The 15,078-nt window shown below is 49.8% G+C and carries 13 protein-coding genes; 1 reads left to right on the top strand and 12 read right to left on the bottom strand.

Translation table 11 applies throughout. From position 1 onward, the window contains the following. Positions 1 to 41: 41 nt before the first annotated feature. The 5 genes from recD2 to mreB form a co-directional block, all read right to left on the bottom strand. Positions 42 to 2,258 (bottom strand): SF1B family DNA helicase RecD2, encoded by a 2,217-nt coding sequence (recD2, locus tag HNQ56_RS01755; RefSeq protein ID WP_429142152.1) that lies wholly within the window; start codon positions 2,256 to 2,258, stop codon positions 42 to 44. Positions 2,259 to 2,336: 78 nt separating this feature from the next. Then, positions 2,337 to 2,672: a rod-binding protein gene (locus tag HNQ56_RS01750; protein ID WP_429142150.1), complete on the bottom strand. Its 336-nt coding sequence runs from the start codon at positions 2,670 to 2,672 to the stop codon at positions 2,337 to 2,339. Between the two features lie 32 nt (positions 2,673 to 2,704). Further along, entirely contained in the window at positions 2,705 to 3,517 is an 813-nt protein-coding gene (locus HNQ56_RS01745) for a flagellar hook-basal body protein (RefSeq protein WP_429142148.1), read from the bottom strand. 27 nt (positions 3,518 to 3,544) lie between these two features. Beyond that, positions 3,545 to 4,318: a flagellar hook-basal body protein gene (locus HNQ56_RS01740; RefSeq protein WP_429142146.1), complete on the bottom strand. Its 774-nt coding sequence runs from the start codon at positions 4,316 to 4,318 to the stop codon at positions 3,545 to 3,547. Positions 4,319 to 4,352: 34 nt separating this feature from the next. Continuing rightward, on the bottom strand, positions 4,353 to 5,342 hold the full coding sequence (gene mreB / locus HNQ56_RS01735) for a rod shape-determining protein (RefSeq protein ID WP_429142144.1): 990 nt from the start codon (positions 5,340 to 5,342) through the stop codon (positions 4,353 to 4,355). 422 nt (positions 5,343 to 5,764) lie between these two features. On the opposite strand from mreB, the gene HNQ56_RS01730 reads away from it, so the two are divergent. After that, complete coding sequence (locus HNQ56_RS01730; protein ID WP_429142142.1) at positions 5,765 to 6,277, top strand: hypothetical protein; 513 nt, start codon at positions 5,765 to 5,767, stop codon at positions 6,275 to 6,277. Positions 6,278 to 6,341: 64 nt separating this feature from the next. Here HNQ56_RS01730 and HNQ56_RS01725 read toward each other — a convergent pair whose 3' ends face one another. The 7 genes from HNQ56_RS01725 to HNQ56_RS01695 all read right to left on the bottom strand — a co-directional run bounded on the left by HNQ56_RS01725 (position 6,342) and on the right by HNQ56_RS01695 (position 15,074). Next, entirely contained in the window at positions 6,342 to 8,114 is a 1,773-nt protein-coding gene (locus HNQ56_RS01725; protein ID WP_429142140.1) for an ABC transporter ATP-binding protein, read from the bottom strand. Between the two features lie 24 nt (positions 8,115 to 8,138). After that, entirely contained in the window at positions 8,139 to 9,881 is a 1,743-nt protein-coding gene (locus HNQ56_RS01720; RefSeq protein ID WP_429142139.1) for an ABC transporter ATP-binding protein, read from the bottom strand. A gap of 53 nt (positions 9,882 to 9,934) precedes the next feature. Beyond that, positions 9,935 to 10,366 carry a MarR family winged helix-turn-helix transcriptional regulator gene (locus HNQ56_RS01715; RefSeq protein ID WP_429142137.1) on the bottom strand — a complete coding sequence of 144 codons (432 nt, stop codon included), beginning with the start codon at positions 10,364 to 10,366 and terminating at the stop codon, positions 9,935 to 9,937. Between the two features lie 307 nt (positions 10,367 to 10,673). Further along, positions 10,674 to 10,811, bottom strand: coding sequence for a hypothetical protein (locus tag HNQ56_RS01710; RefSeq protein WP_429142135.1), 138 nt, complete (start codon positions 10,809 to 10,811; stop codon positions 10,674 to 10,676). 14 nt (positions 10,812 to 10,825) lie between these two features. Next, positions 10,826 to 12,955: a methyl-accepting chemotaxis protein gene (locus tag HNQ56_RS01705; RefSeq protein WP_429142133.1), complete on the bottom strand. Its 2,130-nt coding sequence runs from the start codon at positions 12,953 to 12,955 to the stop codon at positions 10,826 to 10,828. A 166-nt stretch (positions 12,956 to 13,121) separates the two neighbouring features. Then, positions 13,122 to 14,087 carry a D-2-hydroxyacid dehydrogenase gene (locus HNQ56_RS01700; protein WP_429142993.1) on the bottom strand — a complete coding sequence of 322 codons (966 nt, stop codon included), beginning with the start codon at positions 14,085 to 14,087 and terminating at the stop codon, positions 13,122 to 13,124. A gap of 75 nt (positions 14,088 to 14,162) precedes the next feature. Continuing rightward, positions 14,163 to 15,074, bottom strand: a complete 912-nt coding sequence (locus HNQ56_RS01695) for a sugar phosphate isomerase/epimerase family protein (RefSeq protein ID WP_429142131.1) — start codon at positions 15,072 to 15,074, stop codon at positions 14,163 to 14,165. Positions 15,075 to 15,078 lie beyond the last annotated feature (4 nt).

Raw genomic sequence — 15,078 nt, 5'->3', positions numbered from 1 at the left:
CCGTATTCCTGCAAGACTTCGGTTTCCTTCCCGGATCCGGCTTACCTCAACTCTTTAATGCGCTCTCCCAAACCGGAATAACGGCTCTGTTCATTTTTATTATCAATCATAAACTGAAGCATGGTGTCACTTCCTACAATGGTTACACAATTCTTCGCCCGGGTGACTGCCGTGTATAACAAATTACGGTTAAAGAGCAGTCTGGGCCCGTCCAAAATCGGAAGCACCACCGCAGGATATTCGCTGCCCTGGGATTTATGAATCGTTATAGCATAGGCCAGCTCTAATTCCTCCAGCTGGCTAAAGCTGTAATCCACAAGGCGGTTGTCGTCAAATTCCACCGTAAGATGCTCGGAAAACAGATTGATTTCCCTGATCTCTCCCGCATCGCCGTTGAATACGCCGGAGCCGGTCTGTATGGTTACTCCGAAATCATTTCTTATCTCCCAGGCGATCTGGTAATTGTTCTTAATCTGCATTACCTTGTCCCCTTCCCGGAAGACGGTATCACGGTATTCCTTCTCCCGCTTATCCTTGGAGGCGGGATTCAAGGCCTGCTGCAGAATCCGGTTCAGCCGCTCCACTCCCAGCTCTCCCTTCCGCATGGGCGTCAGCACCTGGATGTCAAAAGGAGTGGCATTGACATAGCCCGGCAGTTTATTCTTAATCAGATTAACCATAACCGCGGCTATTACATTGGCATCCATACGCTTCAGAAAGAAAAAGTCCCGGCTCTTGTTATCCAGGCTGATGTGTTCCCCGTCGTTGATCTTATGGGCATTTACAATAATATCACTATCCGCTGCCTGCCGGAAGATCTTAGTCAGCTTTACCACATTAAAGCTGTGGGAGTGAATAATATCCCGCAGCACATTTCCCGGACCGACGCTGGGAAGCTGGTTCTCATCCCCCACCAGAATCAGCCTGGTTCCTACCGAAACCGCCTTGAGCAAAGCATGCATCAGGCTGATATCCACCATGGACATCTCATCTATGATCAATACATCTGTCTCCAGCGGATTTAATTCATTGCGCTCAAAATTGAACTTGTTCTCCTGTCCTTCCACCATCTTAGACAGCTCCAGAAGGCGATGGATGGTCTTCGCTTCGTAACCTGTGGTTTCCGTCATTCTTTTGGCGGCTCTTCCTGTGGGGGCTGCCATGAGAATATCCATCCCTTCGGATTCAAAGAACTTAATAATCGTATTAATGGTGGTGGTCTTGCCGGTGCCGGGGCCTCCCGTAACGATCAGCAGACCGTTGCCCGCCGCCTCGGCAACCGCTGTTCTCTGCTGTTCCTCCAGCTCGATCCCCAGCTGTTCTTCAATCGCCCTGATCCTCCTTCGTACCGTCTCAGCAGGAAGCTCATAGCGGATGTTAAGATCATGAAGCATCCGGGCCGCATTCAGCTCCATATAATAATAGACCGAGGAGTAGATATGCTTTTCCTCCCCCTCATCCCGGACAATGATCTTCTTCTCCAGAAGCAGCGCGGTGATCTGGCGCTGAAGTCCCTCTTCGTCCACCAGAAGAAGGGCCTTTGCCCTTTGCAGCAGATCATACTCCGGAAGATAGACATGCCCGTCCCCACTGGCCTGGAGTAAAACATACAGGATACCGGCTCTGATGCGGTAGTCGGAATCGTAACCAATTCCTATGTTTCTGGCTATCTCATCCGCTGTCTTAAAGCCGACGCCGGAGATGTCCTCCGCCAGCCGGTACGGATTTTCCTTCAGGATATCATACATCCTCTGCCCGTATTCCGTATAGATTTTGACCGCCAGATTCCCCGATATCCCATATTGCTGCAAAAACAGCATGGCGCTGCGCATGTCCTTCTTTTCCTCGAACTGGCAGTAAATCTCTCTTGCCATCCGGGCGCTGATTCCCTTAATCTCCGCCAGACGTTCCGGCTCTTCTTCAATGATTCGGAAGGTGTCTTCTTTAAACTTCTTTATAATCCTCTTCGCCAGCGCTTCCCCGATCCCTTTGATTGCCCCGGAGCTCAGATACCGTTCCATGGAATGGCTGTCCCTGGGCTCTCTTGTCTCGTAGGACGCAACAATGAATTGCTGTCCGTATACCGGATGATCCGTGTAGTCTCCGGTCAGAAGAACCGATTCGCCTTCGCCGATGAAGGGAAAGGTGCCCACGCAGGTCAGCTCCTCCTCTTCCAGATGCAGGCTCAGTACGGTATATCCGTTCTCATCGTTACGGAAAACAATGCGCTCTATATATCCTTCTACCACTTCCGACATGTTATCCTCCAATAAAAAATGTCATTTCAAACCCCCATCCCAGTAATTCGGATTTCAGTATGAAATGACATGAAAGTTTTATTCAACGGTATTGCGCTTCATGGAGTCGTAGAGCATCTGGGCGATCCCTAAGCTTCCCTGCTCTGTGACATCCTTGGCATATTCCTCATATAGCTTGTCACCAAATTGGGTGAGGTAGTCATTCTCCTCTTCCTCATCCTTCATAATCGTCTTCTCCATCCCCTTGAATACCTGCTCAACCAGGTAGGCTTCAAAGGATTTGCAGGCTTCCATCAGCTCCTCATCCGTTGCGTTAGCGGTATTCTTCAACGCCGTTTCAAGCCCTGAGGTTTTGGAGGCCGTGGATAAATAGTTGGACGATATGGAATTGATAGAATCCGCTCCAATTGACATATTCATAATAACCATGCACCCTTTCTGTGATATTATCTCAGATTACTCGCCTGCTGAAGCATCTCATCCGATGCTGTTATGATCTTGGAGTTCATCTCATAGGCTCTCTGCGCTACAATCAAATTCACTATCTCATCCACCGCCTGTACATTGGAGCCCTCCACATACTTCTGGCGGACCTGGCTCTGTCTCAGAGACGGATCAGCCGCTTCCATACGGGCTTCTCCGGAGGCATCACTTGCCCACAGAAGGCTGTCCGCTCCCCTTACCAGTCCGGTGGGATTATTAAACTGGGCCAGGCCGACCTTGATACCGATGGGCACCGCGTTCCCCTCTTCGTCAGGATGATACAGCTCACCCCATTCGTTCACCGTGATCTCCGACGCCAGATACTGATCTCCCAGTACAATGGGTTCCAGCTCCGTGCTCAGCACCGGATTTCCATCGGAGGTTGACAGGGTAAGGCCTTCCGGCCCGATGGCCATCTGGAAGGAACCATTCCTGGTGTAGCCAATGTCTCCCTCTACCGTCTGCACCATGAAGAAGCCCTTGCCATCTATGGCAAAATCAAAGCTGTTGCCTGTCTCCAGCAGATTCCCCTGAGTGAATTGGGGTGTAATGGCAGAGTTTCTTACTCCCAGTCCGACCTGGATTCCGTAAGGCTTCGGATCTCCGTTATGATCCGTGGACTGCTCCTGTATGGTCTGGTACAATAAGGATTTGAATTCTGCCGTTTCCTTCTTGTAACCGGTGGTATTAATATTCGCCAGATTATTGGATATTGTATCTACATTAGTCTGCTGTGAGGTCATTCCTGACGCCGCAGTCCATAATGCTCTCATCATATGCATTCCCTCCTATGGATGGCTCTTTTATACCCTGCCTACCGAATTAGCGGAAAGATCCAATGTCTTGTCAATAGAAGTTATCATCTTCTGATTCGCTTCATAGGCTCTGGTGATATTGATCATCTCTACCATCTCAGACACGACATTCACATTGGACTGTTCCGTATAACCCTGTCTTACCTGCGCTCTGCCTTCGGCCTCCTCGGCACCCTCCAGAGCCCGATATCTTGTGTCACCCTGCTTGATCAGATAATCGTAGTTTTCAAAATCTACGACGCGGAGTGCGTCCACGTACTCGCCGTCTGCATAGATATTGCCCGCGGCATCAAATACTACCTCGGCAGCATCCACAGGTACCTGTATCTCCCCGCTCTCACCCATCAGATGATTTCCATCCCCGTCCACGATATAACCGTCGCGGGTCATGGTAAAGGAACCGTTTCGTGTGTATTGGGTACTTGTATTCCCCGCTCTGTCCGTTACCGACATAGTGAAGAAGCCCTTGCCCTCCAATGCCAGATCATAGGTATTGGAAGTCATTCTTAAGGAGCCCTGCCTGTGATCCGTATATACCTCTCCCAGCCTTACTCCAAGGCTCATTCTGCCGATGGGACGATCGTTAAAGGCTTCGGAGGCATCCCTGATCTTAATTGTCAGCACCTCGTCAAAGGCCTGGTTGGTCACGCTCTCTTCCTTATAACCCACAGTCGCCGCATTGGCCAGGTTGTTCGCGATAATATCCAGGCGCTTCTGCTCATTGGCCATTCCGGTATAGGCTGTGTATAACCCTCTTACCATACTGTCAACCCCTTTCCTGCAATCCGCTTTATCTTCAGTCTCTCTTACCCGCCAAAAACTCTACAAACTTACCGGTTCCAATAGCAACCGCCGTCATGGGATCTTCGGCTGTCATGGTGGTAATTCCGGTCTTCTCTTCGATCAGCTCTTCCAGTCCGTACAGCAGACAGCCGCCGCCGGTTAATACGATGCCCCGGTCCGCGATATCTGCCGCCAGTTCCGGAGGCGTCTTTTCCAATACGCTGTGAACCGCCTCTACAATCTGGGAGGTGGTCTCCTTCAATGCTTCCTCCGTCTCCTCGGAAGTGACCCCGATGGTCTTGGGCAGGCCCGTCACCAGGTTACGGCCCCTGACCTCCATGGACACCGATTCCGGTCTGCGGAAGGCGGATCCAATCTTTATCTTAATATCCTCCGCGGTTCTTTCCCCGATCAGAAGATTATGCTTCTTTCTCATATAGCGTACGAGAGCATCATCAAAATCATCTCCTGCAATCTTAACGGAAGTGCTGACTACCGTACCTCCCAGAGAGATTACCGCGATATCCGTGGTGCCGCCGCCTATATCTACAATCATGTTACCGCAGGGTCTGGAGATGTCGATGCCTGCACCGATGGCTGCCGCAATAGGCTCTTCAATAATATGAACATCCCTTGCTCCTGCCGCATAGGTTGCATCTTCCACCGCCTTCTTCTCAACCTCTGTGACCCCGCTGGGTACACAGACGCTGATAACCGGCTTACGGAATCTCTGTCTGCCGGCAGCCTTCTGAATGAAATACTTCAGCATCTTTTCAGTAACTGTATAATCTGAAATAACACCCTGTCTCAGCGGACGTACCGCCACAATATTACCGGGTGTTCTGCCTAACATCAGTCTTGCCTCTTCTCCGATGGCTTTTATTTTATTAGAATCCCTGTCAAAGGCTACTACCGATGGTTCCTTTAATACAACTCCCTTGCCTTTGATATATACTAATACACTGGCTGTCCCCAAATCAATTCCGATGTCGCTGCCTAACATAATACATCTCCTTTCCTTATCATGAAATCTCATGATCAAGTCTCTTTCCTATTATAATCGATCCCGGTAAATACGAGATTATTTTTTAATACTTTGGTCATTCTATTCTATATTTCTTTCCAAACTTCGGCAACTTAAACGTACACGGTTATATTATATACGCTTTTCTCATAATATTCAAAGGAAATTTTAAAAACTTTCGCTTTTTAGGGCATTTGTCCTCTATTTGCGGGATTTTTTATCGAAATAATGCTCCGTTGTGCATTGGAAGGATGTTGTGGTATAATGTCGGTAGACATTATACTCACGCATTGATACGTGTGCGCCGAAGCGGACGCGGAGTGCGCATCCTGGCACGCGGTCCTTGAGTTCCTAATCTGCGGACTTCGGCGGATGTTAAATACAGCAAAGGAGCTTTCCCCATGCGTAAAAAAGCAAATCTTATGAAATACGAAATACGGGCCATTGCCAATTACCGGGGGTTGATTCTCAGCAAATACTATATCGCTGTCCTGCTCTCCCTGATGTCTCTCTATCTGGGCCATACGAAACAGAATCCATCCTCCCTGTATATTCTGGTTATTCTGGCTGTCCTTCCCTACGCCCTTTCCTCCGGCCTGCGGGATTATTCCGGCAAAGGCAGGAATCCTCTCCTTGTCCGTATTGCATCGGAACGGTATTTTCTGCTGGACAACCTGAAAAAAACATATCATTACACCAGCACCGGCCATATCGCCAACTCCGTCACCTATCCCATCCTTCTTATTCTTATAGGGCTGTGGCAATATAAAAATAATTCTTCCTCCATCTCAAATGATTTTCTCAGAAATGTTCCGGTTTTCATTATCAGCTCCGGACTTCTGCTCCGGCTGGCAGGCACAGTCTTCTACCGGCTGAAGCTTCCTCATGATCTGTTTCATAACCAGGTTCGATAACAGCCCATTACAGTCTGGCGGACGCCGATAGCGGCCAGATTGTAACGGGCTGTCTGCTTTTTCTTTACTCGAACTGAGACGCGTAAAGCTTGTAATAAAACCCTCTCTTTGCCATCAGCTCTTCATGCTTTCCCTGCTCCACCACATTTCCCTTATCCAATACCAGGATTCTGTCCGCATTCTGGATGGTGGACAGCCGGTGGGCAATGACAAAGCAGGTTTTATCCGCCATCAGCTTGCGCATCGCCTTCTGAATCTGCCTCTCCGTGGTGGTATCCACATTGGAGGTAGCCTCATCTAAAATCAGCATCTTAGAATCATACAGCATTGCCCGGGCGATGGTCAGCAGCTGTTTCTGGCCCTTGGAAATATTCCCGCCTTCCTCGCTGATCACCGTATCATATCCGTGGGGCAGACGCATGATGTAAGAATGGATCTTAGCGGCTTTCGCCACCTCAACCACCTCTTCCAGGGTAGCTCCTTCCTTTCCGTAAGCAATATTTTCAAATATTGTACCGCCAAAGACCCAGGTATCCTGCAGTACCATGGCATAGGCACGCCGGAGGCTGGAACGGGTCAGGGTGCGGATTTCCTTTTCGTCAACCAGGCATTCCCCTTGATCCATATCATAGAAACGCATGAGAAGATTATTGATGGTGGTCTTCCCCGCACCGGTGGGGCCTACGATGGCGATCAATCCGCCTGCTTCCGCATTCAGGCTGAAGTTCTTGATCACCGGCCTGTCCGGCACATAACCAAAGGAGACATCCTTCAGGTCCACATCTCCCCTGACATCGCTTAATACCGTTGCGTAATCCACATCCCGGACCTCCTCCGGTTCATCCAGAAGCCGGAAGACACGCTCGGATGCCGCAAGGGCGGAATAAATCTCATTCATGATATTGGCAATCTCATTAATAGGCCCTGAGAATTTACGGGAGTAAAGGATGAAGGAAGAGATCTGTCCGATGGTAACGATCTCCTTCATGTACAGGAAGGAGCCCAGCATAGCGATCAATGCCAGCCCCAGATTGTTAATCGCGGTGACGGACGGCCCCATGGTGGAGCTGTAAAAATCCGCCTTATAATATGCCTGGGCCGCGCCTTCATTAATTTTATCAAAATCCTCCAGCACTTCATTCTCCCGGGCATAGGCAAGGATTGTCTTCTGCCCGGAGAACATCTCCTCCACAAAGCCGTTCATGGTGCCGTATTGGGCCGAACGCTTTGAAAAAAGCGGTCTTGTCTTCTTGCCCATATATTTTGTATAAATAATCGCTAAGGGGATGGTAACCAGGGTTACCAGCACCAGACTGGGGCTGATGATCAGCATCATGAGAAAGGAGCCCAGCACGGTTACGATGCTGGTCATAACCTGAACGATGTCCGTCGACAGGGAAGTGCTTACCACATCCACGTCATAGGAGACACGGCTGATGATATCTCCCGCCTGGTTCCGGTCAAAATATCCCACGGGAAGCTCCATCAATTTATAAAACACATCGTTTCTCATCTTCCTGGCTATGCTTCGGCCCATATTCATCATACTGATATTGATGATGAAGTTCAGCAGGGAAGATGCCAGATAGTAGAGCAGCATTAATCCGGCAAAATGGTATACTCTGCCGAAATTGACCTTCCCTGCTCCCGCCGCGGCTTCATTAATGGCTTTCCCTGCCAGGGACGGCCCCAGGAGAGCCAGGATATTGCTTCCAACACACAGCAGCAGGATGAGCAGCAGAATATATCGATACTCCTTCAAATATCGTAAGATGCGAAGAAGGGTCCCCTTCGCGTCCTTGGGTTTTTCTTTCTTGATATCGCCACGCGGCGCCATATTAATTCCTCCTTCCGGCCCTGCCTATGCCAGTGCACCCATCTGGGACTCGTAGATTTCGAGATACGCAGGACAGGTCTTCAGCAGGTCCTCATGCTTGCCATACCCTATTATCCTGCCGTCCTCCATTACCATAATATTCGTCATATTCATGATGGAGCTGACACGCTGGGCAATCATGATGGTGGTGGAGCTGTAATTCTCGCGGATAGCCTTACGGAAGGCGGCATCGGTCTTATAATCCAGGGCGCTGGAGGAATCATCGAAGATCAGAATGTCCGGCCGGGCCGCCAGGGCACGGGCAATGAGAATTCTCTGCCTCTGGCCTCCGCTCAGATTGGCTCCTTTAATGTCCGCCTCATAATCAAACTGATTCTCCTTCTCACGGATAAAATCCAGAGCCATGGCGTCTGCTGCCGCTTTCTCAACCTGCTCCTTGGAAATCCCCCGCCGGAAGGAGATATTGCTCTCCAGGGTGTCCGCAAATATGATATCATTCTGAAAGACGACGCCGAACATGGAGTGAAGCTCATCCTTATCATAGGTCCGCACATCACGGCCCTGAACATAGACTCCCCCCTCATCGGCATCATAAAACCGCATCAGCAGATTGATTATCGTTGTCTTCCCGCAGCCGGTAGGCCCTATGATTCCAAGGGTTTCTCCCCGGCGTATGGTGAAGTTGATATCCTCCAGGCATTTCTCCCTCTCTCCGCCGGTAAACTGCTTCTGTGCCATCTTCTGCAGATCATCATTATTCTGATAGCCAAAGCTTACATGCTCAAAAACAATAAAGTCATCAGAAACAGGCCGGGCTGTCTCTTCCGGGGATATCGCCCTCTGATCCGGAGGGTCCTCCAACACCCTTCCGATACGGTCCGCGGAGGCGGTGGCCTTTGACAGCTGGATAAACATCCGGTTTAGGGCCATAACCCCTTCCAATATCATATGAAAGTAGGTGAGGAATGCCAGAATCACGCCGGGCTGCATCCTGCCCGCATTGACACGGTTCGCCCCCACCACTACCACAGCTGTAAGGCCCACATTCAGGCACAGCTGCATGAAGGGGCCCGGTATGGCCATGGTTATCCCCGCTTTGATATCCCGGTTCGTCATCTCGCTGTTGACTCCAGTAAAACGTTTTTTCTCATAATCTGTTTTGGACAGGGCCTTAACCACGCGAATGCCGGTGATATTCTCCCTCATAACCCGCACCACATTATCCATGCTCTCCTGTACGCGGTTATACATGGGAATACCGCGCCGTGAAACAAAGAATATAACGGTGGCAAGGATGGGAATCATAACGCACAGTATCATTGCCAGAGTGAAATCCATGGTCATTGTGACAAACACCCCGCCGATGAGCATGATGGGCGCCCGCACTCCCAGGGTCTGCGCCATCCGGATAAAATTCTGCACATTGTAGGAATCGGAGGTCATTCTGGCGGTGAGGGACGGAAGCCCGAAGGCATCAAATCGGGAACCGGAGAGATTCGACGTTTTTTCAAACAGGTCATGGCGAAGCCTCCGGATGGAATCCCTGGCGACGGACACCGCCATCCGGTTGGCCGTCACATTGATATAGCGGACTGCTATTGCCGCCAGAATCATGATAAATCCAAAGAGAAATACCCTGGGGATATTCTTAGTCGGAACAACCTCATCAATCATATGCTCCAGTATGTATGGTATGATTAGTTCACCGCAGGTTCCCAGCATTTTAACCGTCATTCCGGCAGCAATACGATACCTGCTGTTTTTCATATAACGTAGGATGATTTTAATTTTAAATACGCCTTCTTTCTATCGAAACTGTATCAAAAAAATTCCTTTCCGTAATTCTTCTCCCAGCTGGCCAGCAATTTCCCAAGGATTCTCTGTAAATCTTCCCGTTCCTCTTCGTCCAGATCTACAAAGGTCTCCTCCTCCACTCGTTTGCGTTCCTGCTCCCTTGCTTCCAGCAGCCGCAGCCCTTCTTCCGTGATTCGCAGGACCACGCTTCTCTTATCCGATTCCTTCTTTTCCTTTGTTATCAGCCCCTTGCACTCCAGCTTCGCGATAATCTCACTCATGGATCCCGCCTGTATTTCCAGAGAATCCTGAAGCTCTTTCTGAGTCATCTCCTCCCTGGATGCCAGAAGCCTTAATATTCTCCCCTGTCCTGGCTTGCCGCCTCTTCGGTGATAGAGAAAATGTCCTGTTTTCTCCAGCAGCCGGAGCAGATCGCCGTTTGAAATATTCTGGTTCATAGCAACGCCCCTTTTTATGGATTGTATTTAGGTACCTTATATTAATTATAAATGGTTTTTTTATATTGTCAAGGTACCTAAGTTAATTCCGGAGTCATATTTACCCGAGTTGATGATATGAATTTGAATAAGTACTGCACCGATCACTTCAACGTCAGCTTTTGACTTTAAAAATTAACTTTTTGGCATTAAAATCAACTTTTTCCATTGAAATATTATTTTTTTACATTGAAACAGAGTCAGAGGGCAAAAATAAGAAGTTACTCATACCGGAAGCCTGCTGAGCCTCTGCTAAAGTAACTTCTATTTATCTTTTCCTGTCTGCTTTTACCTGTCCTCCATTCTCATCCCGAAGCTCGCCAATGGCATCTATCGCCGCCTCCGGCAGCAGGGAAACCGAGGTGTCCCGCATACTGATACAGGCCGGAGCTCTGTCAGAAAACATGGGGCAGTGCTGTTTCAACTCACTTTGAAGACCTGGGTCGCCACGTTAAGATTATAAGAATCCTCACTCAGCTCTCTTGCCGCCTGATTTAATTCCTCCACCGTCTTTCGCTGATTCGCTGCAGTGCTTCCCAACTCCCCGGCAGCTGCTGCAGTTTCCTGTGAAATGGCGGAGATACTCTCTACCGCAGCCAGGGTATCATCCTTCGCCTGTTCGATCTCTTTAATTCCCCGGGTCATCTTAAAGGTATTTTCCGACAGCCTTTCCACCTCGTTGTTAATTCTTGTGAAGGAATTTACCGTTGTAACCAATGCCTGAACCTGGAGCTCAACCGTACTCTCCGCTTCATTGGCTGTAGCTACGGTACCCTGGGTATGCTTTTGTATCTGGCGGATAATCGTATCGATCTTCCTCGCCGCCAAGGCGGATTGCTCCGCCAATCTCCTGATCTCTTCCGCAACCACAGCGAAGCCGTATCCCGCCGTCCCTGCCCGTGCCGCTTCTATGGATGCATTCAGTGACAGCAGGTTGGTCTGGGATGCTATATCATTAATAGTATCCGTGATTTCACTGATCGCTTCCGACTCCTTCCCCAGCCCTTCAATCTCCCGGATTACCGTCCGGGTGATAGCCGAGGTGCTTCTCACCTTATCCGAGAGATCATTGACAGTAATTAATCCGTCGTCAATCATTTTCTTTGTATTTTCCGTAATGATATCCGTCTCGGCCGCGTTGCCGATCAGTACCTGAATCTGGGCGGCCAAGGCGGCCATCTGCCGCAGGCAGTTTTCCGCATCGCCTGCCTGCTGAAAAATTCCCTTCTCCATATCTTCCGCCGTTCTTTCAATGTCCTGGGCACTCTGCAGAAGAAGCCTTGAGCTGCCGGCAACCCTTTCTGCAGACAAGGAAACCGTCCCGCCCACCATGGCCACCTTTGAAATCAGTTCTTTGATGCTCAGCAGGGTCCGATTAATGCAACCTGCCAGAACACGGAACTCATCCCTTCGTTTCATATTTACTTCTCTGCTCAAATCCCCTGTAGCCGCCTGCTCCAGAACCAGATTGACTTTTCCCACGGATTTGCCGATCCCCACGGCCAGAAAGGTTCCGATGGCTATGGCAATTACACTGGCTGCAAGCACGCATAGTACAGTAATCCACCGCAGACTGCTTACCAGCCCGGTAATGCTTTTCATAGGTATTATCGTATATACCATGGTTCCCGACACATCCAGCTTAGAGTACAAAAACAAACAGTCCTCACCATTATATTCCACATACTCTTTGCCGTCGGCAGGCCCGCCTGCCGCCGTCCTGTAAAACGGCTGGCTGCGAAAGCTTGACTCCTGATGTCCTTTTACGATCTCCCTGCCGTCACCGGTGATAATCCCTGTCAGGCTTCCTTCTCCAAAAACGGCTTTTTCCAGTATATTCTGGATAAAATCCATTCTGACATCGATAAGCACATATCCGATCTGTTTATATGCAATGTTTTTGAGAGGCCGGAGCAAAGACATGCAATACGTATTTTCCGAAATAGTAAGCTCCCTGTCCAGCTCCTGATGCGTCCCCACCCAGTTGTTCAGGCTTTTTGTACCCTCCAGCCTGACACCCTCCTGCGACTCTCTGAATTTGCCGTAAAGATACGGCCCTTTTTCCTTATGCGCAACGGTGCCCCTATAAGTGATATCATCCCCGTAATCCGCAAATACGGCAATGTTATAAATGAATTGATCTGTACTTGCCTTTGCCATCATCGCGGCAGAGATTTCTTTATAGACGTTAAATTCCTCCATCCGGTCATTCTGGAGCTTACCGGAGTAATAATTGACAAGCTTCTGGTCCAGGGCTATATCCGTCGCCCTTGTCTCCACTGTTTCCAGTCCCAGGGTCAGATATTGGGCAATCATGTCCACACTGAGCATGCTGGAGTCTTCATAGTTTTTAATAATGGCCGCCGAGGCCATGGAATAGGACAATACCCCAAGGGTTACGATGAGCAATACCGGGATTAAGAAGCCGCCGATCAGCCGTACCCTTATGGACCGGGTGAGAAATCCTTTGATACTCCATTTTTTCTTTGACGCTCCTGGTTGCTGTATCCCAAATTCTTTCTTTCGCATCTGCTTTTCCTTTTTATGCATCCTCGTAACACCTTCCTTATCTTATGAATATGACCAAATCTCACCTGCCTCTGCTGCCATAGACCCCGTATTATGTTCCGTTTAACAGAACGCGGGAATAGGAATATGTACGCTGGAGCGCAACCATTCCGGCAAAATACGTTCTTTTTGACAGCTGGCTCATCCCTTAAGCCGGCTTATTCACCCTATTGATTATACTGCCTTCCAGATAGGATCTCAGGTTCTCCGCGGCAATATCCATGAGCCTGCTTCTGGCTTCCCGTGTTGCCCAGGATATATGGGGCGTGATAATGCAATTCTTCGCTTTCACCAGGGGATTGTCTTCCGCCGGGGGCTCTGCGGACAATACATCTAATGCCGCTCCCGCTATGACACCTTCCTGCAGTGCGTCCGCAAGCTCCTGTTCATTGATTAACGGCCCCCTGGAGGTATTGATCAAAAATGCACTTTTCTTCATCCTGTGAAGTCTGTCCTTGTTGATCATACCCTTCGTCTCGGAGGTCAGCGGACAATGAAGGCTGACGATATCGGCTTCTTCCAAAAGCTCTTCCAGTCCCGCCCAGGCAAAATCCCTGCAACCGGGCCCGTCATCCTGTGTCCTGCTGTATCCCAGTATCTTCATATCAAAGGCATCCGCAAGATGTGCCACCTGCCGCCCGATTCTTCCCATCCCTATGATTCCTATGGTTTTACCGGCAAGCTCCGTCAGCGGATAATTCCAGAAGCAAAAATCCCTGCTTCTGCTCCAGTCTCCAAAGCAGACCGCGTCACTATGGGCCTGTACATGGTTGCAAAGCTCCAATATCAAGGCAAAGGTCATCTGTCCTACGGATTTGGTGCCGTAATCCGGTATATTGGTTACCACAATACCTCTTTGGGCTGCCGCGGCAATATCTACCACGTTATAGCCGGTGGCAAGTACCCCGATGTATTTTACATCCGGTAATTCCGCCAGCTGGGCCGCTCCCAGGACGGTCTTATTCGTAAAGATAATCTCCGCTCCCCTGGAGCGCTCCGTCACCAGCTCCGGCGGAGTTCTGTCATATACCGTGACCTCCCCCAGCCTTCTTAAGCCCTCCCAGCTGAGATCTCCGGGATTTAGCGTATATCCGTCCAATACTGTAATCTTCATGATATCCTGTTCCTTTCTAAAATTCATCGGCGGAGGAATACCCCCGCCGGTAAGGTTTGTACAGCGGCTTCCGCCCTATACCTTGATCCAGGCCAGATTCAAGGTTCTCTTGGCATTGGCGATGACCACTTCCGGGTCCTCCTCCCCGTAAGGCTTTACTTCAAAGCTGACGATGGGAGGGTTTTCTTCATTCAGAAAACCAATGTCCTTCAGTACCTTCAGATAATGAGCCAGCTCCTCCACATCATTCTCGCCTCCCGGGAACCCAAAACGGGGATGCGCGTCACCGTAGGCGTCCAGCTCCGGCGACTTCACCACGCAGTTCCCCATATGGGCATGTACGATATAATCCCTGATGGGCAGGATTGCCTGCTCCGCTGTCTCTCTGATGAGGGGAAGATGGCTGAGATCCACCATCAAGCCGAAATTATCATAATCCCTGCGGATCTCCCTTGCATATCTTAGGGCCAGCCCTGCCGGTCCGATCAGGCTCTTTTTGTCGATATCATAATCAAATATCTCATGTACAATCTTTAAATTCCCCTTTGTCCGGGCATAGTCACATAATTCCCGGGTGGATTGCAGCAGAGCCTGAAAGGATTGCTCCTTGCCCGCCTCCTCATATTTTCCGCTTAAGAATGCCAGCCCCACGGCTCCCAGCTCATAGGCCTCATCAATGCCCTCCTTTAATGTGGCAACCGCCCTGCTCCTTCCCTCCTCATCCAGGTCATTGATATTCAGGCCGGTGGTAAGCAGCCGGGGCTGGGCACCATAGGATACGGTCATATGGGAAGTTTCCAGCAGCTTCTTCACCTGCCGCCGCTCCTCCTTGTCCTTGATCCAGGAGAGCTCAATCGCGTTAAAGTAGCTGTCCGCCGCGATATTCCGGATCGTCTGCAGAATGGGTCCCTCCCCCTTCATGGTGGAAGGGTAGGCCATAAAGTGAATCAATCCCACCTTCATATACCGGTACATAGATTCGTTCATATGC

This window comes from Anaerotaenia torta (assembly GCF_050433395.1).
GTDB classification, from domain to species: Bacteria; Bacillota; Clostridia; order Lachnospirales; family Lachnospiraceae; genus Mobilitalea; species Mobilitalea torta.
The sequence above is the reverse complement of the archived record's forward strand: the minus strand, read 5'-3'. Positions and strand labels throughout refer to the sequence as shown.